The 20,015-nt window shown below is 61.0% G+C and carries 15 protein-coding genes and 4 pseudogenes; 5 read left to right on the forward strand and 14 right to left on the reverse strand.

The window, feature by feature from the left end:
* Nucleotides 1-181 (forward strand): GlpM family protein (locus JWR98_RS07625; RefSeq protein ID WP_205489642.1); only part of this gene is annotated, 181 nt, incomplete at its 5' end.
* A gap of 120 nt (nucleotides 182-301) precedes the next feature.
* On the opposite strand, the pseudogene JWR98_RS07630 reads toward JWR98_RS07625, so the two are convergent.
* The 6 genes and pseudogenes from JWR98_RS07630 to JWR98_RS07655 all read right to left on the reverse strand — a co-directional run bounded on the left by JWR98_RS07630 (nucleotide 302) and on the right by JWR98_RS07655 (nucleotide 7,584).
* A pseudogene (locus tag JWR98_RS07630) lies at nucleotides 302-1,701 on the reverse strand (sigma-54-dependent transcriptional regulator).
* Nucleotides 1,691-3,460 (reverse strand): sensor histidine kinase, encoded by a 1,770-nt coding sequence (locus JWR98_RS07635; RefSeq protein WP_078731777.1) that lies wholly within the window; start codon nucleotides 3,458-3,460, stop codon nucleotides 1,691-1,693. The pseudogene JWR98_RS07630 and the gene JWR98_RS07635 overlap by 11 nt, the downstream one beginning before the upstream one ends.
* Nucleotides 3,460-4,584 (reverse strand): GNAT family N-acetyltransferase, encoded by a 1,125-nt coding sequence (locus JWR98_RS07640; protein WP_078731776.1) that lies wholly within the window; start codon nucleotides 4,582-4,584, stop codon nucleotides 3,460-3,462. Before JWR98_RS07640 ends, JWR98_RS07635 begins: the two co-directional genes overlap by 1 nt.
* 2 nt (nucleotides 4,585-4,586) lie before the next feature.
* Entirely contained in the window at nucleotides 4,587-5,501 is a 915-nt protein-coding gene (locus tag JWR98_RS07645) for an alpha/beta hydrolase (RefSeq protein WP_078731775.1), read from the reverse strand.
* Nucleotides 5,498-6,893 (reverse strand): annotated as a pseudogene (locus JWR98_RS07650) (aspartate aminotransferase family protein). Before JWR98_RS07650 ends, JWR98_RS07645 begins: the two are co-directional and overlap by 4 nt.
* Nucleotides 6,886-7,584 (reverse strand): HAD-IB family phosphatase, encoded by a 699-nt coding sequence (locus JWR98_RS07655; RefSeq protein ID WP_205489644.1) that lies wholly within the window; start codon nucleotides 7,582-7,584, stop codon nucleotides 6,886-6,888. The pseudogene JWR98_RS07650 and the gene JWR98_RS07655 overlap by 8 nt, the downstream one beginning before the upstream one ends.
* A gap of 227 nt (nucleotides 7,585-7,811) precedes the next feature.
* Here JWR98_RS07655 and JWR98_RS07660 point away from each other — a divergent pair, with 227 nt between their 5' ends.
* On the forward strand, nucleotides 7,812-8,567 hold the full coding sequence (locus JWR98_RS07660) for a MipA/OmpV family protein (protein ID WP_078731772.1): 756 nt from the start codon (nucleotides 7,812-7,814) through the stop codon (nucleotides 8,565-8,567).
* A gap of 66 nt (nucleotides 8,568-8,633) precedes the next feature.
* Here JWR98_RS07660 and JWR98_RS07665 read toward each other — a convergent pair whose 3' ends face one another.
* From JWR98_RS07665 to JWR98_RS07685, 5 genes and pseudogenes are all read right to left on the reverse strand, one after another.
* Nucleotides 8,634-9,026, reverse strand: a complete 393-nt coding sequence (locus tag JWR98_RS07665; RefSeq protein WP_078731771.1) for a DMT family transporter — start codon at nucleotides 9,024-9,026, stop codon at nucleotides 8,634-8,636.
* Nucleotides 9,023-9,403 carry a DMT family transporter gene (locus JWR98_RS07670; protein ID WP_078731770.1) on the reverse strand — a complete coding sequence of 127 codons (381 nt, stop codon included), beginning with the start codon at nucleotides 9,401-9,403 and terminating at the stop codon, nucleotides 9,023-9,025. Before JWR98_RS07670 ends, JWR98_RS07665 begins: the two co-directional genes overlap by 4 nt.
* Nucleotides 9,400-10,320, reverse strand: a complete 921-nt coding sequence (locus tag JWR98_RS07675) for an arginase family protein (RefSeq protein WP_078731769.1) — start codon at nucleotides 10,318-10,320, stop codon at nucleotides 9,400-9,402. Before JWR98_RS07675 ends, JWR98_RS07670 begins: the two co-directional genes overlap by 4 nt.
* 117 nt (nucleotides 10,321-10,437) lie before the next feature.
* Nucleotides 10,438-11,090, reverse strand: a pseudogene (locus JWR98_RS07680) (DsbA family oxidoreductase).
* A gap of 53 nt (nucleotides 11,091-11,143) precedes the next feature.
* Nucleotides 11,144-12,163: an alpha/beta fold hydrolase gene (locus JWR98_RS07685; protein WP_205489648.1), complete on the reverse strand. Its 1,020-nt coding sequence runs from the start codon at nucleotides 12,161-12,163 to the stop codon at nucleotides 11,144-11,146.
* A 182-nt stretch (nucleotides 12,164-12,345) separates the two neighbouring features.
* On the opposite strand from JWR98_RS07685, the pseudogene metR reads away from it, so the two are divergent.
* A pseudogene (gene metR / locus JWR98_RS07690) lies at nucleotides 12,346-13,262 on the forward strand (transcriptional regulator MetR).
* Nucleotides 13,263-13,328: 66 nt separating this feature from the next.
* Here the strand turns inward: metR and JWR98_RS07695 are convergent.
* Nucleotides 13,329-13,835: a GNAT family N-acetyltransferase gene (locus JWR98_RS07695; protein ID WP_078731937.1), complete on the reverse strand. Its 507-nt coding sequence runs from the start codon at nucleotides 13,833-13,835 to the stop codon at nucleotides 13,329-13,331.
* A gap of 14 nt (nucleotides 13,836-13,849) precedes the next feature.
* Nucleotides 13,850-14,263, reverse strand: coding sequence for an NUDIX hydrolase (locus JWR98_RS07700; RefSeq protein WP_078731766.1), 414 nt, complete (start codon nucleotides 14,261-14,263; stop codon nucleotides 13,850-13,852).
* Between the two features lie 35 nt (nucleotides 14,264-14,298).
* Here JWR98_RS07700 and JWR98_RS07705 point away from each other — a divergent pair, with 35 nt between their 5' ends.
* Complete coding sequence (locus JWR98_RS07705; RefSeq protein WP_205489649.1) at nucleotides 14,299-17,397, forward strand: dermonecrotic toxin domain-containing protein; 3,099 nt, start codon at nucleotides 14,299-14,301, stop codon at nucleotides 17,395-17,397.
* Nucleotides 17,343-18,608, forward strand: a complete 1,266-nt coding sequence (locus JWR98_RS07710) for a hypothetical protein (RefSeq protein WP_205489650.1) — start codon at nucleotides 17,343-17,345, stop codon at nucleotides 18,606-18,608. Before JWR98_RS07705 ends, JWR98_RS07710 begins: the two co-directional genes overlap by 55 nt.
* A gap of 27 nt (nucleotides 18,609-18,635) precedes the next feature.
* Here JWR98_RS07710 and nosR read toward each other — a convergent pair whose 3' ends face one another.
* A complete protein-coding gene (nosR, locus tag JWR98_RS07715) occupies nucleotides 18,636-19,949 on the reverse strand; it encodes a response regulator c-di-GMP phosphodiesterase, NosR family (RefSeq protein ID WP_205489651.1) in 1,314 nt (437 codons plus the stop codon).
* Between the last annotated feature and the right edge of the window lie 66 nt (nucleotides 19,950-20,015).

Consider the following 20,015-nt stretch of genomic DNA (forward strand, 5'->3'; position numbering starts at 1 on the left):
CGATTTGAAGACCACCATCCTGTTCGGGATGTGGTCGATCATTCCGTACTTTGTGTACCTGGCGACGTTGTACGTGATGGTGGATCGGATGCGGTTGGAGGCCTCTTTAGCCGTAGCAGCGGTAGCATGGCTGATGGCGGCGACGATCCTGGTGAGTATCTGGGTACGCATCCATACCTGACCCGACTCGGTCAAAAATGTGGGAGGGGGCTTGCCCCCGATTGCAGTGGGTCAGTTAAAGATGAGCTGACTGACACACCGCTATCGGGGCAAGCCCCTCCCACATTTAAATCACAGTGTGTCAGCGAACTATTTTGTCCACCTGGATACCGAGCTTTTTCAAGCGATACCAGAAGCTCCTCTCCGATATCCCGATCTTCGCCGCCGCCGCGGCCTGCACACCATTGCTCTCGTGCAAGGCCGCCAGGATATAGGCCTTCTCCACCTCCGCCAGCGCCGCATCCAGGTCCTGGGGAATGCCCGGTCCGTCGCTGAGGATCGCCGCGACCCCGCCCTCCCCGCTCGGCTTGGACGCAAACAGGTAACCCGGCAAGTCGATATCTTCGATCACCGGTGACGCCGCCACAATGGTTGCGCGCTCCACGCAGTTTTGCAGTTCGCGGATATTGCCCGGCCAGTGATACGCTGCCATGGCCTGCAACGCCTCAGGGCTGAAACCGGTGATGCGTTTGCCGGCGGTGGCGCTGAGCGTCTGGGCGAAGTGGCGCGCCAGTGGCGCAATGTCTTCCACGCGCTCGCGCAAGGGCGGCAACGGGATCGGGAACACGTTGAGGCGGTAATACAGGTCTTCGCGAAACTCCTTGTTGGCCACGGCGTCGAGCAGGTTTTTATTGGTGGCGGCAATCACCCGTACATCCACCTTGCGTTCTCGCGGGTCGCCCACCGGCTCGATCACCCGCTCCTGCAAGGCACGCAGATCTTGGCCTGCAACGCCAACGGCATGTCACCGACTTCATCGAGAAACAGCGTGCCCTTGTCGGCCTGCATAAAGCGCCCGACCCGGTCGGCCACGGCGCCGGTAAACGCGCCCTTGCGATGGCCGAACATCTCGCTTTCCAGCAGCCCTTCGGGGATGGCCGCGCAGTTGACCGCCACGAAGGGCTGGTCGGCACGGCTGCCATGCTTGTGGATGGCACGGGCAACCATCTCCTTGCCGGTGCCGCTTTCGCCGGTGAGCAGGATAGTAGCGCTGCTGTCGCGTACCGAGTCCACCGCGTGCAGTACCTTGCGAAACGCCGCGCTGTCGCCCACCAGGCTGTCGAACTGCGCATGCTCATCCAGCTCGGCGCGCAGACGTGCGTTGTCGCGCAGGATGTCGCGAAACTGCAGGGCCTTGGCCACGGTGATGTCCAGTTCGTCGATATCGAACGGCTTGGCAATGTAGTCATAGGCGCCGTTGCGCATCGACTGCACGGCGTTCTTCACGGTGCTGTAGGCGGTCATCACGATCACCGGCACATGGGGGTAGCGCACCTTGATCTCGGCCAGCAGCGCCGGCCCGTCCATGCCCGGCATGCGCCAGTCACTGATCACCAGGTCGATGGCTTCCTGTTCCAGCACCTTGAGCGCGTGCAGGCCGTTGCCGGCGATAAACACCTGGATGCCGTTCTGGCCCAGGGCCGATGCCAGCAGGTCGCACAGCTTGGGTTCGTCGTCGACTACCAGAATGTTATGCGTCATGAGTGTCCTCGTCGTCTTCGCCCATCGCTGGAATGTACAGGCTGAAGGTGGCGCCGGCATCTTTCTCGCTGGCGCATTCGATGCTGCCGTCGTGACTTTCCATGATCGAATAGACTTTGGCCAGGCCCAGCCCGGTGCCCGAGGCCTTGGTGGTGACGAAAGGCGTAAAGATGCGCTCGATCATGTCGGCCGCGATGCCTTGGCCGGAGTCGGCAATGCTGATAACCGTGTTGTCGTCCGCCGTGCGAATCCCCACGGTCAGCCGCCCGCCGTCGGGCATCGCATCGATGGCATTGAGAATCAGGTTGAGGCACGCCTGCTTGAGCTGCTTGGCGTCCGCGTAGATCGTCGCGCCCGGCGCCTGGTCGTCGATCTGCGCATCGATGTTATGTGTCGCCAGTTCCGGCGCGCAGAAGCCGAGGATCTCCTCCACCAATGGGCGCGCCGGCTGCAACGCGCGCAGCGGCGGGTTGGGCTTGGCGAAATCAAGGAACTCGGTGATCAGGTCGTTGATGCGGCTGACTTCGCTGATCACGTATTCCAAGTGGCGCTTGTCGGTGTCCGGCAGGTCGGCGCGGCGGTGCAACAACTGGGTGGCAGTCTTGATGATGCCCAGCGGGTTGCGGATCTCGTGGGCCAGGCCCATGGCGACTTCACCCAACGCGTGCAGGCGGTCACGTCGGCGCAGCTGGGCCTCGAGGTGATGCAACTCGCCCAGGCGCTCGGTCATATGGTTGAAGGTGCTGCTCAACTGCGCCAGCTCATCGCCGCCGCTGACCGCCACGCGGTGCGTGTAATTGCCCGAGATCACCGCCCCCACGCCTTCGGACAAATCCCGCAGCGGCCGGGTCAGGCGCCGCGACACCAGCAGCCCCGCCGCCAGCGACAGCGCCGAGCTGACCAGGAAAATCAACACGAACAGGTTGCTCTGGTTGACGAGCCCCATCAGGCTGCTATGGCGCAGCAGACCGCTGAAGATCACGCCTTGCAAGTCGCCGGCATCGTTGAAGATCGGCCAGTACAAGCCGCTGTAGTTATTGGTGAACTGCTCGCTGGGCTGGCGAGTGGCGCGCATGGCGGTTTCGACCGTCTTGGGGATGCGCGAGGGGTGATCCTCGAAGCGCTGGGTCGAGAAGATTTCCGAGAACCCGTCCGGGTTGGCCAGGTACAGGCGCAGGTCGAGGGAATGCACATCGGCCACGCTGGTCAGGAAACTGCTGTCCAGGTAGGTACCGACCAGCAGCAGGTAGTCGACACCGTCACGGCTGGTCTCGAAAGTGGAGACCACGATACCGGTGGTGGCCCCGCCCACCTTGACTGTTTGCAGCACCGTATTCTTGGCCAGGCTGATCTGCTGCACGATGTCATCGGCGGCGGTGGTGAACACCACTTTTCGATCACTGGCGCGGATCAGCGCCACCACGTCGATGTCCGTGGCATCGGCAATGTCGGCCGTCAGCCGGTCGTGTCGGGCGGCTTGCTTGTTGTCCGGCGGGCTGATGTAACGCAGGAACAGCTTGGCCATGCGCGCGTTGTCGTGAAGGATGTCGCCGATCTCGTCCTTGACGATCTTGGTCGACTCCTGCAGCCAGATGCGCACGTTACTGTCGAAAATCTGCGACAGCGTGGTAGCGGCCAGCTCCGCCGCAATCATGGTGGGAATCACACTCACCAACCAGAACGCCAGCACCAGCTTGCGCTGGACGCTCCAGCGCGAAATGGCAAAGGGGCGGGCTTTCTGGCGGGTCTTGGTGATCATCAGGTTTCGCTTATCGCAGCAGCCATGGCAGGGTCGGAACGATCCGGTCGAATGAACAGTTTTACCAACTTGAGCAGGCCGTTGACCAGCCGGTTGCGATGCCGGAAGAACACGCTGTTGCCCTGGAACTCGCAGCCCAGGCGCAGCTTACTGGCATACCCGGCCTGGCCGCACTCGTATAACGCAATATTGTGCCGGATACAGTACTCGACGTTGGTCAGCCAACTGCGGAAGTACAGGTTGTAGTCACGGCTAAACGCCACGTCATGCCCGAAAAACTTGTCCACCAGCCGCTGTTCGTCGACCAGCATCAAGTTGAACGCCACCAAGTGCTCGTCCACCCAGTAAAGCGCACACACCGCACGCGACTCCAGGCGTTCGAGCACACCGGTAAAGTAGCTGGCGGGCAGTCGCTCGAACTGCAATTCGGCACGGGTCAGCGTGGCTTCGTACAGGCGCATGACCTCAGGCAGCACGTCGTCGATATTGCGCCGCCATTCCACCCGTGGGCCGGGCGCGCGCAGTTTGCGGCGCAGGTCCTTGCGCGTGGATTTACCCAGCGAGCCGAGGTAGGCGTCCACCGAACCGTAGGGCAACGGCAATACGCCTGTGGGCAAACTCGGCATCGTCTGGAAACCGGCGGCACGGCAACTGTCAACCCAGTGCGGATCGTTGCTCGGTGCGTCCTTGACCGCCAACAGGCCGATGCCGAAATCATCGGCGTCGTGGCGCGCGGCTTGCAGCACATGCTTGAGCAACAGCGGGCGGCGCGACTCGGGCACGTGGCTGGCAAATCCGGCATCACAGCGCTCGGCCACCGGCGACCCGATGGCGTACAGCCCCAACTGCAAGACGCCGGGCCACAGCCGCTCCAGGCGTTCGGTCAAGCGCTTGCCGGCACCGGACACCGTGGTGTCGAGGCGGTAATGGGTGATGAACGCGGGCGCGACCGTCACCAGGGTTCCATCTTCGTAAACCGCCAGGTAGCGCCATTGGAAATCATCGATGGCGGCGTTTTCCACGGCGACGTAATAGTCCCAGTCCTCCAGGGCACCCGGAAAACAATCGTTCCAGGCACTGCGCTGGAGGGCCCGGATGGTGGCGAAGGCTTGGGTGGTGATCACGTCTACTTCCAGTTGGAGTTGTTGTGGTGAAAAGGAAGTTTGTTGTGAGCGGGCTTGTCCTGCTCACCACAACAGCACTGCTCACCACAGGAAACTTGCCGGCTGATGAAGTCGGCACTCAACTCGATCACCCGCCGGTATTGCAGGTCGACGGTGATCATGTGGTAGCAGTTGTCCAGCAGGATCTTGGTCACCGGCCCGCCGAGGTGGCGCTCCACGTAATCGGCGTTCCAGCGGCTGGTGATGTCGTCCTCGATGGAGTGCAGCACCAGCGCCGGGACCTTGATCCGGGGCATGCGTTTCTTGACCACCGCGTTCATCCAGTGCAACTCGCGCACGGTGACGCCTTCCATGGTCAACAACCCCGCTTCGCTGCTCTCGCCCTCCTTCATCTGCCGCTCGACGATCGCCCGCAGCCGTTCATTCTTGATGCCGTACGGCGGCTTCTCGGTGAAGCGAAACAAGCGCACGCCGAAAGGAATGCGGATCAGCAACGGCGTGATAAACGCCATTTTGCTGATGCTCCAACCGTCGTACTTCAAGGTGGTGGAATACATCAGCAAGCCGGCGACCTGGCCCGGATGCTCGGAGGCCAGGTACATCGACATCACCGCGCCCATGGACAAGCCACCGACAAACACCTGCGCGTGCCGCCGCTTGATCTGCACGAAGGTCTTGCGCACGCCTTCGTACCAGTCCAGCCAACCGGTGGCCTGCAGGTCGCTGTTGTCACCGCAGTGCCCGGCCAGGGTAGGCACATACACCGTGCAATTGCCCACCTTGGCCAGGCCTTTGGCGACCTGGCGCAGTTCGGTCGGGGTGCCGGTCAGGCCGTGGATCAACAGGATCCCGACCGGACCCTCACCGAGAACGAAGCCGGCATCACCTTCACCGAGGTCGATCTCTGCACTGTTCACCGGTTGGTTGCCCGCACCAGCAATTGTTCCAGCAGCTTCAGGCCCAGCTCGATTTCCGGGTAGCTGATTTCCAGGGACGGCGCCAGGGTGATCACGTTCTTGTAGTAACCGCCCACGTCGAGGATCAGACCGAGTTTGCGGCCATCGACCACCATGTCGCCCTTCATGCCTTCTTCGACCATGTAGTCCAGGGTCGCCTTATCCGGCGTGAAACCATCCGGTCCGCAGATTTCGCAGCGCAGGGCCAGGCCCAGGCCGTCGACGTCGCCGATGATCGGGAAGCGTTTTTGCAGGTCCCGCAGGCCTTCGAGGAAGAATTTACCCTTGGCCATGACCATCGCGCCGTAGTCGACTTCGTTGGTCATCTTGAACATTTCCAGGCCCACCGCGGTGCCCAACGGGTTGGAAGCGAAGGTAGAGTGGGTGGAACCCGGCGGGAAGATCTTAGGGTTGATCAACTCTTCACGGGCCCAGATACCGCCCAGTCGGGTTGAGGCCGTTGGTCAGCGCCTTGCCGAACACGATCACATCCGGCTGCACGTCGAAGTGCTCAATCGACCAGAGCTTGCCGGTGCGGTAGAAGCCCATCTGGATTTCATCGGACACCATCAGGATGCCGTGCTGATCCAATACCTGCTTGAGTTCACGGTAGAAGTTCATCGGCGGGATCACGTAGCCGCCGGTGCCCTGGATTGGCTCGACGTAGAACGCGGCGTATTCACTCTGGCCGACTTTCGGGTCCCACACGCCGTTGTATTCGGTCTCGAACAGGCGGGCGAATTGCTGCACGCAATGGCTGCCGTATTCTTCTTTGGTCATGCCCTTGGGGCCACGGAAGTGGTACGGGAACGGGATGAATTGCGCACGCTCACCGAAGTGACCGTAGCGACGACGGTAGCGGTAGCTGGAGGTGATCGACGAGGCGCCGAGGGTGCGCCCGTGGTAGCCGCCTTCGAACGCGAACATCAGGCTCTTGCCGTTGGTGGCGTTGCGCACCACCTTCAAGGAGTCTTCGATGGACTGCGAACCGCCGACGTTGAAGTGCACGCGACCGTCGAGGCCGAACTTGTTCTTGGCATCCACCGCGATCATTTCCGACAGCTCGATCTTGCCCTTGTGCAGGTACTGGCTGGCGATTTGCGGCAGGGTGTCGATCTGCTGTTTCAGCGCATTGTTCAGGCGCGGGTTGGCGTAGCCGAAGTTGACCGCCGAGTACCACATTTGCAGGTCGAGGTAGGCCTGGTCTTCGGTGTCCCACACGTAGGAGCCTTCGCAACGGCTGAAAATACGCGGCGGCTCGATGTAATGGACGGTGTCGCCGTAGGAGCAGTACTTGGCTTCCTTATCCAGAAGGACCTGGTCTTCGGCGGTGGCGATGCGGATATCAGACATGATGGAAAAGTTCCTGGTTTTCAGTCGTAAAGGAGGTGGCGTTGGCGGCGACGCTTTGCGGCAGCTGCGCGAGCAGCGCAGGCACTTGGGCGAAGCAGTCGAAGCACGCATGGGGAATCTGGTGGGCGACGCAGTACTCGGCGAGGCTGCCCTTGGCGAACACGAAGTCGGCGGTGGAGGCCACGCACATGTCGGACTTGCCGTCGCCGATCACCAGCACGCGCTTGTTGCTCGGCGTGGACTTGCATTTGCAGTTGCCCGACGCCGCGCGGCAGGCATCGCTTGAATAGGGGAAGTCGATGCGCCAGCTGTTCTGGTCAACCTGCCGCAGGCGATTGGCGAGAATCGGCAGCAGGGTCACGTAGTTGCGCGACAGAATCCGCGCGATGCCTTGTTCGATGCCGTCGCTGACCACTTCGAGGGATGCGCCCAAGCCGATCACGTGATCGACGAAATCCGGGAAGTCCGGGTCGATCTCGACGCTGTCGAAATACGCCAGCAACTCGGCGGGCGTGGCCTTGATCAGCGCCAATTGGCGGCTCAGGCATTCGCGTGAACCGATGTGTCCATCCAGCCATAGCTGTTCGATGGTTTCCCATTCGGGGCCGGCGAAGCGTTGGAGGACGTTGTCGATGACGTCGGTGGGGGTGATGGTCCCGTCGAAGTCGCACACGATATGCCAGTCGATCATTGCGGTTACCTAGATGGAGTGCGCTGTCTGCGCTTGCACCAGGGGTAGAGCAGGGACTGTGCCAATTGGCCATAACCCAATGGGGCCGGGGCTTTGTTCACTGTGCGCAGGGAATTTGTGTCGTGAAAGCTACAATTTTTGTAGCTTGCTACAAACAAGATGAGTGCTTGCACAGGCGCGCTGGTTTGCGCGTTCATGCGCGTGTATTCACTCAAGGAACTGTGACCATGTTGCGGATCACATGCGCTGCGCTGGCCGGCTTATTGAGCCTCACCGCCCAGGCTCAAGGCATCACCGGTGACGTCGGCGCAGGCGTCAGCTACCAACCCCATGACCCCACCGGCAGTCGCTATGAAACCCGGCCGGTGCCGTATCTCGACTTGGACTGGGGCAACGTCAGCCTGGGCACCGATGACGGCCTGACCTGGAGCGCCTTGAACAGGCACGGGCTGACCGCCGGCCCGTATATCAATTACCTGCAGGGGCGCACCTCCAACGGCTCATTGCAAGGGTTGCGCAATGTGTCGGACATGGCCGAGGTCGGGGGTTTCATCCAATACGCGCCGGCCGACTTCTGGCGGGTCTATGCGCAACTGGGCCAGGCCGTCGGCGGCGGTCACGCGCAGAGCGGCGCGCTGGGCAAGGTCGGTGGCGAGCTGGGCTACCCGCTGGGCGGCGGGATCATCGGCAGCAGCGGCCTGGTGGCGCACTTCGCCGACGCGCGCCAGACCCAGACGTTTTTCGGCGTGGATGCCAACGAAGCGGCAGCTACGGGTTTCAAGGCCTACAACGCCAGTGGCGGTTTCCAGAACGTGACGTTGAGCCAGAGTTTTCAGTTTCCGCTGGCCCCCAACTGGTCACTGCTGACCAGCGCCAGCTGGGTACACCTGGTGGGTTCGGCGGCGGGCAGCAGCATCGTCCGGCAGACTGGCGAGGTGAACCAGGGACAGGTGCAGACGGCGATCAGCTACACCTTCGACTAACTCACACGGGCTAAAAATGTGGGAGCAAGCCTCTCCCACATTAGTCCTCATTTCATAGCGATATTTTCAGTTCTCTTCACCTTCGGCCAACAGCGCAATCCCGCCAATAATCACCGCGACTCCCACCCAGTGCAGCGGGCTGATATGTTCACCCAGCCCCAGCCACGACCCCAGCAACACCACCACAAACACCAGCGAACTCAGTGGAAACGCCAGTGACAGACTGCTGCGTCGCAGGATCAGCATCCACACGAAAAACGCCCCGATGTAGCAGGCAATCGCCGCCAGGATCCCGGGGTTACGCGCCACCTCGGCCAGCCACTGCCAATTGAAGTCCATCTGCCCCAACTGATCGCCCGCGACTTTGGTGAACAACTGCCCGGCGCTCTCGGTGCAGATCAGCAAAGCCCACAGCACAACCGTGCCGAACCGCCCATGCAACCACGTCTGCGAATTCATGCCTGACTCCCGCCAACGGCCACCAACATCACCCCCAGGGTGATCACCAACGTACCCAGCCAGCGCCGGCGGCTGACGGTTTCCCCCAGCACCACCTTGCCCACCAGTACCACCCCGCAATAGGCCAGCGCCGCCGCCGGAAACAACAGGCTCAACGGCGCACGGGACAGGGCTTCGAGCCAGACGAAAAATTCGATGACATAGGCGCCGATCCCGGCCCACAGCAACGGCGCATTAAACACCTGGCCCCAGAACGCATTCAGGCGAAAACCGCCTTCCAGCTCCGGCAAACGATCGAGACCCAGCTTGAAACACAGCTGGCCGATTACATCGAGGACGATGGAAAACGCCACCAGCAACACCACGGTCAGGCTCACGGGAACAACTCCTCAAACAGCTCGATCAAGGCTTCATTGGTCGCGGCATTGCGCTGCAGATCCTCAGGGCTCCAACGCTCCGGCGGCGGCTGGTCGGACTTGGCCTCCCAGCGTTTGAACGCGTTGCTGAACGCCGGCGTGGCGAACTCGCCGCACACATCGATGCCAATGATGCGCTTGTGCGCGGCCAACGCGCGCAGGGCTTGCAGCAAGTGGCTCAGACGCATGCCGCCCTGGTCCCAGTTGGTCGCCGCGTCTTCGCTGGCCAGCACGTCTTTGTCGATGGTGATCCAGATCGCCTCGGTGGGCAGGCTGGTGATCATCTGCTCAAGAAACGCCGTCCAATCCAACTGCGCCAGGTTGCGCCAGTGCAGGTGGTTTTCCTGCTGCTGATGACCGGCGCCATCGCCGACCCTGCCCCACACTTTCGACGGCGGATGCTGCCAGGGAAACAGCTGCAATTGCCCGCGCTTGAGGGCACCGAGGTTGCCGCCGCGCAGTTGCGGGTTGTGCAAGTCATCACTGCACGGGCCAAGGGTGACGATGCGTTTGATCGCCGGCATCTTCAACGCGCGGTTGACCCATGAGCCACAGTGACGCTTGGGCGCAAAGCGCACCCAGTCGGGGTGGTTGTCGAAGTGGATCAGGCTGATGGGCTCCTTGAGGTCGGCCAGAAACGCCGGGGTCAGGTGGTGATAATCGCCGGAGCCGACAAACAGGATGTCCGGCCGCGCATCCGTGGGCCTGGGCCGTTTGGCCAAGCGTTCGGCAAAGCGCTTCCAGGTTTTTTCGGTGGACCACAGGCGCAGCTTGGGGCCCAGGTCCAGCAGGTCGATGCGGGTGGCACGGCCACTGGCCAAGCGCCGGGCAATCGGCGCTTGGGCCGTGAGGCTGTGATCGAGGTCAAGAATATTCAAGGCAGTGTTCCCCTAAGGCTTTAGGGGGGCAATGCAAGGGACGGGCCAGCGCTTAACTCAAGGTCTGTGAGAAACAAATGTGGGAGGGGGCTTGCCCCCTCCCACATTGGAACAGCGTCAGGATCGGGATTCGTTGATGATCTGGCGAATCGCGCCCACGAACGCTTCAGCCGGCTGGCCACCGCTCACCGCATATTGGTCGTTGAACACAATGGTCGGCACCGAGCTCACGCCACGGGAGATCCACAGCTGCTCCTGCTCGCGCACGTCGGCGGTGTATTCATCCGAGGCCAGGATCGCGGCGGCGCGCTGGATATCCAGGCCGACGCTTTCGGCGATGATCGCCAGGGTGGCGTGGTCGGACGGGTCCTGGCCATCGCTGAAGTAGGCCTTGAACAGCGCCTCCTTGAGGTTGTACTGCAAGCCCTCCAAACCGGCCCAATGCAGCAGGCGGTGCGCGTCGAAGGTGTTGTAGATGCGGCTTTGGCCGTCGGTGCGGAACGCAAAGCCCAGCGCGGCGCCCATGTCACGGATGCGCGCACGGTTGGCCTGGGATTCTTCGGCGCTGGAGCCGTATTTTTCGGTGATGTGTTCGACGATGTTTTGACCGATGGCGGGCATGTTCGGGTTCAGTTCGAACGGCTGGAAATGAATCTCGCCTGCACCTCGGCGCCCAACTGGTCGAGGGCTTCGGTCAGGCCGCGCAGGCCGATGATGCACCAGGGGCAGGACACGTCGCTGACGAAATCGATTTTCAGGGGAGTACTCATGATAGGCAACCTCGTAGGCAAAATGTGCCGCAAAGGTTGCACCATACACCACCTCACAACAGCTTCGCAGGCACCACTTGATCAATCTGAGCCCAGTGCGCGGCATCTTCACGATGGGCTTGCAGGTACGGCAACACCGCCATCAACAATGGTGCCTTGAACGCTTCCTGGAAACGATGGGCCATGCCGGGAATCAACTTCAACTGGCTGCCCTGGATATGCGCCGCCAGGTGCACGCCGTGCATCACCGGCAACAGCGGGTCGGCGGTGCCGTGCACCACCAGGGTCGGCACGCGCAGTTGGTTGAGCAGCGGCACGCGGCTGGGCTCGGCGAGGATCGCCATGATCTGGCGCTTCACACCGTCCGGGTTGAAGGCGCGGTCGTAGGACAGCGCCGCCTGATGCAGCAACGCCTGGCGGTCGTCCTTTACCGTCGGGCTGCCGAGTGCGGCGAGCAAATCGGCCTGTTGTTCCAGGGCCACCTCACGGTTCGGCGCGCCGCGTCGCGACAGCAACTGCACCAGCGCCGCGCTTGGTGCCGGCAGGCCTTCGGCGCCGGAGCTGGTCATGACCAGGGTAAGGCTCTCCACCCGCTGCGGCGCCATGGCCGCCAAGTGCTGGGCGATCATGCCGCCCATGCTCGCACCGAGCACGTGGAATTGCCGGATCTGCAGCGCATCCATCAACCCCAAGGCGTCATCGGCCATATCGGTCAGGGTGTAGGGCGCCGCCACCGGCAGGCCGAGCTTGTAGCGCAGCACTTCAAAGGTGAGATTGGCATTGGCCGGGGCCTGGCGCCAGGTGGACAGGCCGACGTCGCGGTTGTCATAGCGAATCACCCGAAAGCCTTGCTGGCACAGGGCAACCACCACCTCATCCGGCCAGTGAATCAACTGCCCGCCCAGGCCCATCACCAGCAGCAACGCCGGATCGGACGCACGGCCGATGCTCTGGTAGGCGATGCTCACCGTTTCCAGGTCGACCGTTTGGGTCGGGACATTGACATCACATCGAGACGCCGCAAAAGACGGCAGGCCGAACACAAGAGCGGCCAACAAAAGCAACACACGCATGAAAAACACCAAAACGCAGAACCCCAGTAGAGCGCGAGTCTGATGAAGTTTGTTCAAGCGCGCTGCCACAGTTCCATGACAGTTTGATGAAGTGTGCCCGGCGGTCATGGTCGACAGGCTTGGCAACATGAGACAAACTCACGCTATCCGTTCTCATCACAAATTGTCTTCATGGAGAGCCCGTGCTCGAAATCCGCCACCTCAAAACCCTGCACGCCCTGCGCGAAGCCGACAGCCTGGTGGAAGCCGCCGAGCGCCTGCACCTGACGCAATCGGCACTGTCCCACCAGTTCAAGGAACTGGAAGAACGCCTGGGCATGCCGTTGTTCGTGCGCAAGACCAAGCCGCTGCGCTTTACCAGCGCCGGTTTGCGCCTGCTGCAACTGGCCGACGCTACCCTGCCGCTGCTGCGCGGAGCCGAGCGCGATATCGCGCGCCTGGCCGGCGGCACCGCCGGGCGTTTGCACATGGCGATCGAGTGCCACAGTTGCTTCCAATGGTTAATGCCGACCATCGACCAGTTCCGCGATGCCTGGCCCGAAGTCGAACTGGACCTGGCTTCGGGTTTTGCCTTCGCCCCGCTGCCGGCCCTGGCCCGAGGCGACCTCGACCTGGTGGTGACCTCCGACCCGCTGGAACTGCCGGGCATCACCTATGTGCCGCTGTTTACCTACGAAGCCATGCTGGCCGTGGCCAACCAGCACGCACTGGCGCACAAGGCGTATATCGTGCCCGAGGACCTGCTCACCGAAACCCTGATCACCTACCCGGTGGAGCGTGACCGCCTGGACATCTTCACGCGCTTTCTGGAACCGGCTGATGTGGAACCCGCGCAGTGCGCACCTCGGAACTGACAGTGATGATGATGCAACTGGTGGCCAGCGGTCGCGGCGTATGCGGCATGCCGCATTGGGCGCTGCATGAATACAGCTCGCGCGGCTACGTGAAGGCCAAGCGCCTGGGCGAGAAAGGGCTGTTTGCGACGTTGTATGCAGGGATTCGCGCGGACATGCTGGATGCGCCGTACATGCGCGACTTTTTGCTGACGGCCAAGGACACATCGTTTTCGACATTGGATGGGGTGAGTGCGGTGCGCTGATCAACACAATGTCTGAATCATCGAGGACAAAATGTGGGAGGGCACAAGCCCCTCCCCCATTGCAGCTCAGTCGGCCTTGAGCTCGCGCCACATGTGGATCTTGTCGAAGTAATCCACCCCCACCCGCACCGCCAGCGGCTCCAGGCCGTACTGGATAAACCCGCAACGCCGATAGAGCGCAAACGCTGCGTCGTTGCCGGCGGTGACGGTCAGTTGAATCACCTTCAGGCGCGCCTGTTGACGCGCCTCGTCGAGCGCCGCCTCGACCAATTGGCGACCGAGGCCCAGGCGCTGATACGCCACATTTACGTACATGCCGAACAAGGTCACCTTGTGCCGCGCCTTTTCCCGGGGTTCGAAGGCCAGGCCGACGATACCCGCCAGCTCATCACCGGCAAACGCGCCGAGCAGCCGGTCCAGCGGGTTGTCCAGGCGTTTTTCCCACCAGCTCAACGGCATCGACGCGCGCTCGGCCACGCTGGAGGTGAAGGCCTGGGGATAACGCGCGTAGGCCTCGAGCATCAATGCCCGATAGGCCTCGGCGTCACTGGCCACCAGCACGCGTATGAACAGCGGCGGCGAGGGCATCAGTCGCGAGCAACCAGCGATGCGCGGTAAAACGGCAGGACCCGGTCGCGCGTCAACGGCGCCAAGTGCAAACCGCCGTCACCGGCCGGATCGATCCAGCGTAGCTCTTCGATCTCGGCAGCCGCGCTTACCGCCACGTTGACGTGCACCTGGAACAACTCGGCCTGCACGGTGAAGCCCGGCTCGTTGGCCGCCGGCGCCGAAAACTGCCCGAGGTACACGGCGTGTTCCGGGTCGATATGCAGGTTCAGCTCCTCGTACAGTTCACGCGCCAGGGCCTGGGCAGGCTGTTCACCGGCGTCGATCTTGCCGCCCGGCTGCATGAAAGCCTGGGTGCCGCGCTTGCGTACCAGCAACGTCTCGCCGAGGTTGTTGATCAAGACAGCGGCGGCGATGCGGATGGTCATGGACATCGAATGAAACCTCGGGGGAAAGCGCGAAGGATCACATGCCCAACGCCATCCGGCAATTTTGCCCGACATACATGCACCGCAATGTCGATTATCGCCAACCCTACACTCAAGACTCATCTTTAGCCGGGCACGCCGCTCCCACGGCGATGCTGCCCCTCGCATACGAGTCATCCATGTACATTTCATCCTCACCCGCGCAACCGCAGCACCCGCGCCACGCCGACAGCGTCACACCCGCCGGCGTGCAGCCCATGACGCTGCCTGTCGTGCCGCTTGCCAACCAACCTGTCGACAAACAACAGGCGCAGCTTATTCGCGAACTTGCCAGGCTCAATGCCCAAACCGGCGACCTGCTCCTTGAGCAACCGAGCCTGGAGAGCCTCTATCAGCAGCAATTGGCGGCACTGTTTCCCGACTTGCACGGCACCATTGATCCGAACCAGATTTTTTACAGTCGCTACCGTGAAGATGAACAGGGGCAAAAACACCTGCTGAGCAGTGAGCCCCTCGCGGCCCTGCTGAACAGGCTACGGTTGCCGGACGCGGATGACTATCTGGCGCAAGCGCCAGGTGCCTTCTATCGGGAAGGGCGAACGCTGGAGCCGGACAAGCGCCTGTCCACCGCCCATCCGCCGCAAGCGTTGGCGCGCGTGCTGGAAAGGGCCTGCACGACAGAACTCCGAGCCTTCTGGCGGTATCGGGAGAACGGCCAACCCGACATCGAGCACCGGTTGATCGCCGTGCGGCGCCAGGTGCTGGCTCATCAGTTGGCATTGCACAGTCTTGATGGAGCGCTATCGCCCGCTGGGCGAACGCTGGCGGACACCGTGCTCAAGTACCCGGATGCGGCGACGCGTGAACGCGTAGTGCCTGCCGACGGCCGCTGCGGCGTCTACCGGCTGACGCTGGACGAGGGCAGTCAATTTGCCGGGGCATTGATCCTCAGCGCCACGCCTGAAACGCCGCCCGTAGGCAGCGTGGTGCTCTATACCCCAGGGGAAGGCTTTGAGGAATATGAAAACCTGAACCGGTTAAACGCAGCCGTCGCGGCGCGCCTGCGCAAGCGTGACCCGGCCGGCAAGCTGCTGGCTGATAGTTTGCCGACCAAGGCTCGCGCCGAGCTCGGTGAATCGCCCATGATGGCCGCGGCCCCGTCGAGAATAGACACCGATGTGATTGCCAGCAGCGTCCGCTCACTGCGCACCTGGCAACACCACAATGTCCGCGAGGCGCTGCGCGGGGACACGCTGCCGGTGGCGGAGGCGCTGGATCTGGTCGCGGACCTGGCTCCGCAATTGGATGTCTGCCGGGCCCTGGCGGCACGCAATCTACGCCTGGTTCAAGCCCGCGAAGCCGATTGGTTGAGCGCCGCCGAGCCATCGGACCAAGCCCTTTACCGGCAGCGGCTACAGGCGATGGTCGACAGCAGCGAGACGCTCCTTCCCTTGCTTGAAAAAATCCCGACCCTGATTTCTTTCGCCGAAAGCGAAGTCGGCCAGGCGTTGAAGAAACTGAAGCCGGAATATGCCGATGTGGACGTGGCGCCCTACAAGAGCCTGGTGAAGCTGCGCGTGACATCGTCCTTGCCCGTTACGGTGACAGGCTATCGCGACGAACACTTCGACACGGTCTATATCAGTGAAGACCCGGACATCGATATCCCGCAGTTCTTGCACACTCGACAGTTGACAAAAGGCACCTGGTCAACCCAATCCGTTGTGGACTTGCGCACCCTGGGCAGTTACGCCCGGCGCAATATCGAACCTCTGTCCATTCATGCACTGCACAGAACGATCACTGCCAGCGCCGACATTATCGACACCTCGGGACATAGCCAGGGCCGACTCGATGATGCAGCGTTGCGCACCCTCGCCCAAGAGGCCGACATCGGCAAAAAGTATGCTGAGCACCTGCGATCAGCCTTCTCGCAAGATGGCGAAGGACGCGAATTTTCCACGGCCTGGCAGCGTGCCAATGCGGCAAAAATGCACAAGGATGCCCTTGAAAGCCGATTGAATCCGGCTATTGAGGAGCTGTTCACCTTCAAGACACCAGGCAGTGGCTTTGACTGGATACAGACGATCACACACTACCCCGACTCGGTAACCCGTCCCAAGGTCGGTACGTTCGATATAGAGGCGCACTTGTTGGTGATGGGCAGCGGGCTTGAAGGGGGCCGGGGCGGACAGGTCATCAATGGCGTGCTGGTGATTGCGCGAAAAGGCACCAAAGCTGACGGCGTCTGCGTCCTGTATACCCCGGATGCACCGGATAACGCACCATTCAGGGAACTGCCCCTGGGTCTTGTGCAACTGGACACACTGAAATCAAAACCCGAATGGCGCGCCTATTTCACGCGACGAATGGCCACCAGCGATACGCAAGAGCTTGAGCGGATCTTCACGGACATGCGCGGCGTGCACCGCTATACCTTGACCCTCATCAGCAGTGATCTTCAGGCCTACCTGTATTCGGCGCAGCTGGGCTTTCAACTGGCGCACGCCGATTACCGCTCCAAGAGTAACGCCGACATCTCACGAGAATCGGCGGTGAATGCCTTTATGTTCGGCGCCGAGGTTGTCGATGCGTTGGCCGATCTGTTGCCGGCCAAAAAGGCCCTGGCGTTTCTGTCGCGGGGCGTCGCCAAAGGGTCCCGCAGGCGCAACAGCTGGGGCGCGGTCTTCCAGCGCTGGTCAAAAAAGTCGATGGCGACCGCAAAATCGGCTTCGACATGGCCAAGCCTTCGATCCGGCCGCTGGAGCCGGTCTGGGTCGACGTCACCGCGTATCGCTTGCCCAAACATATTGATCCGCTCTTTGATGTCGAGGCATTTGCCGAAACGAACCATTACACGCTGTCGCGCAGCCTGGGCGCACCGAGTTTTATTGACGGGCGCAATCATCAATTTATCGCCATTGCGCAGACTGGCGGTCGCTATTATTTGTATTCGTCCTATGTCGAAAAGGGCGCGCGCTATGTCAAACATCCGACCGCGAGTAAACCGGACTTTATGGTGGTGCCGGGAGACGCGAAAAGCTGGAAGCCGCGCTTTGACAGGACGACGCGGGGAGGAGGACAGGTGCTGGGCGCCCTGCGCACGCTTAGCGTCGAACAGCAGGTGGATGAAGACTTGATCACGGCACTGCATGTTTATTTGTCGGACGAACAGATACGGCGTTATGGAGAGGAAGTGAAAAAAACGCTCCCTTTCGCGCAAAAACAACAACTGCTTGCTCACGCTCGACAGCGCATGGGGCCTCATGTAGATGAAGCCACCTTTAGAGGTATGGTTGCACGCCAGGAAGGCTTGAGACGCCATCCGCCCGGCCCGTTACGCGACGTGTTGTTGACACTGAAGGCCGATGTGGATGTTCATCTCCACCTTCACAACACCACCCTGTCCATGGGACTCTCACCCACAGAGAAAGACAGTATCCTGGTCAAAATCAAAAGAATGATCGGAAAAGACAACTACCTTTTAAAAAGCATACAAAAATCAATCAGAATTACTGACCCTGATACCAACGCGCATTTTGTAGGTTATACGATCACCCAAAAACAATTTAAGAGCCTAGAGGCCTTTGAAAAAAAGTACGAAATTTCAAGCTTTTATCAAGAAAGCCTTAATGCATTTCTCGACGAAAAAGGACGACGGCACATTGTCAACAAAATTGCCTCAGACAATAACATTACACAGGAGGAGGCCTTGGAACGGCTTTTATCTGATAACAGTGTTAACGAGACATTCAGAACATTTTGTGCGGTAAGGTTCAGAGAAAAGTTAAAGCAACTTGGCGTGGAATCCTATTCGGATGATTTTAAAAAATCCGGTATACCCTATATCGCGATATCACACATCAGACGAACCGGCAGCCCCCCCAGCGTAAAAACGGTCGACAGCCTGACAGTCGCCGAATTTGAGAAAAACATCCCGCATTTCTCAACGCCTCTGGAATTGACCAGCCCCCAGGTCAAAACCAAAAAAATCGAAAAACCATCATCGGCGCCTGACTCTCCGGCACCTGCGCAACCCCTTGTTGCCCTGGAGGCAGCGCCCAACATCGTACGTATCGATGAACTGGCGGCCGCGCAAATCCCCCTGTTGCCGGACAACGCAAAAACCAAACTTGAGGAAATCATCCAGGATATCGAAGCCGGTCGCGTGAGCCGCAAGAAGATTGGCAATTTTACCTATGTCGATTTGCCGCAACTGGACCCCGGTTCCGGCCGGGGTCGATGGCGAGCGGCCTTCGAGAAAACCGGGAAAGCCGATGAAAAGGATATCTTCATCCTTCGCGGCATCATCGACTATCACGCCAGTAAGCTGAAAGCCTGGGGACTGTAGACGGCACGGGCGACCAGACCGTTACCGCTATGGATGAGCTGGCAGCTCGTCCGGTTCCTTGATGAACACGCTGTACTTGGCCCCCTCCATCGCCTCGAACGCGATCAGCTTGTCCACCAGCAGCAGGTTCAGCACCTTGCCGGCGTTGAGCAGCAACATGCCGTTGTCGGCATTGAGGTTGCGCGCCAGGACCATGCCGTCTTCCAGTTCGCGGGTGGTCAGCACTTTGACGGTCGGGTCGCCCAGGGTGACGTCGCTGAGGAACGTGGCGCAGGCCAGGATGAAGTCCTCGACCAGGTCCGGGTCGTATAAACGACCGGCATATTTGCGGATATACAACAGCGCTTCGTCGCTGTTCATATGCCGCTCGAGGATCAGCCCTTTCTGCAGTTCGATGAAGTCCACTGCCAGTTTCAACAGGCGCGAACCGAATGGAATCGCATCGCCCTTGAGATGGTCGGGAAACCCGCTGCCGTCCCAGCGTTCCTGGTGATGGCGAATGATCCGGGCGGCATCCTTCATCGGCTCCAGGGCCATCAACAGCGACTCGCTCTGGGCCGGGTAGCCGCGGTACCGCTCGCGGTCGGTGCTGTACAGTTTGTCGGCCGGCTCGATCAACATACTGTCGCTCCAGCTCAACTTGCCGATGTTGTACAGCGCGGCGGCCATCGCCAAGTCACGCGAACTGGCCTCGTCAATGTACTGGGCGGCGCAGTACACGCGCACCAGTTCGATAAGCGGGCGGTTGGTCTGTTTGTTCTTGGGCAGGCGCAGGTTGGCCAGCAACGAAAACACTTCAGTGCCGGTCACGTAGCTGCGTTTGAGCTCTTCGTAGGCCAGGTCGAGCATGTCGGCGGTTTGCTGCAGCTCTGAGGTGCGGGCGGCCACGCGCTTTTCCAAGGTAGCATTGAGCACCTTGAGCTGATCGTTCTGCGCATGGGTCAAGCGTTCCAGGCGCTGGTGTTCGAGGGCCTGTTGCAGGATCAGCTTGAGCTCGTCGTCGTTCCAGGGCTTGCCGATATAGCGGTGGATCTGCCCTTCGTTGATCGCCTTGATGATCGTCGGCAGGTCGGCGTAACCGGTCAGCAGGATGCGACTGGTACCGGGATAGAGCCGGTGGACCTCGGCCAGCAGTTGCGCGCCGTCCATGCCGGGCATGCGCGCGTCGCTCATCACCAGGTCGATCGGCTGGGCCGCCATGATCTCAAGGGCCTGCGCTCCGCCGCCGGCCAATACCACATCAAAGGATTGGCCGCGCAACAGGCGACGCAGGCTGTTGAGGATCGATTCTTCATCGTCGACCAGCAAAATCGTGGGTTTGGTAGCGAGTTGTTCATCCATGCCTGCTGCGCCTTCACATTGAACTGAGTTGAACTACATTGAACCCTTGTGCCAAGCGGTATTCCC

Source organism: Pseudomonas lactucae, assembly GCF_016937615.1.
Lineage (GTDB): Bacteria > Pseudomonadota > Gammaproteobacteria > Pseudomonadales > Pseudomonadaceae > Aquipseudomonas > Aquipseudomonas lactucae.

What these genes read in the sequence shown, in the direction of transcription:
- JWR98_RS07635 (WP_078731777.1), bottom strand. Translation starts at nt 3,460, where the DNA reads ATGATCACCAAGACCCGCCAGAAAGCCCGCCCCTTTGCCATTTCGCGC.
- JWR98_RS07655 (WP_205489644.1), bottom strand. Translation starts at nt 7,584, where the DNA reads ATGATCGACTGGCATATCGTGTGCGACTTCGACGGGACCATCACCCCC.
- JWR98_RS07660 (WP_078731772.1), top strand. Translation starts at nt 7,812, where the DNA reads ATGTTGCGGATCACATGCGCTGCGCTGGCCGGCTTATTGAGCCTCACC.
- JWR98_RS07665 (WP_078731771.1), bottom strand. Translation starts at nt 9,026, where the DNA reads ATGAATTCGCAGACGTGGTTGCATGGGCGGTTCGGCACGGTTGTGCTG.
- JWR98_RS07685 (WP_205489648.1), bottom strand. Translation starts at nt 12,163, where the DNA reads ATGCGTGTGTTGCTTTTGTTGGCCGCTCTTGTGTTCGGCCTGCCGTCT.
- JWR98_RS07700 (WP_078731766.1), bottom strand. Translation starts at nt 14,263, where the DNA reads ATGTCCATGACCATCCGCATCGCCGCCGCTGTCTTGATCAACAACCTC.
- JWR98_RS07705 (WP_205489649.1), top strand. Translation starts at nt 14,299, where the DNA reads ATGCCCAACGCCATCCGGCAATTTTGCCCGACATACATGCACCGCAAT.
- nosR (WP_205489651.1), bottom strand. Translation starts at nt 19,949, where the DNA reads ATGGATGAACAACTCGCTACCAAACCCACGATTTTGCTGGTCGACGAT.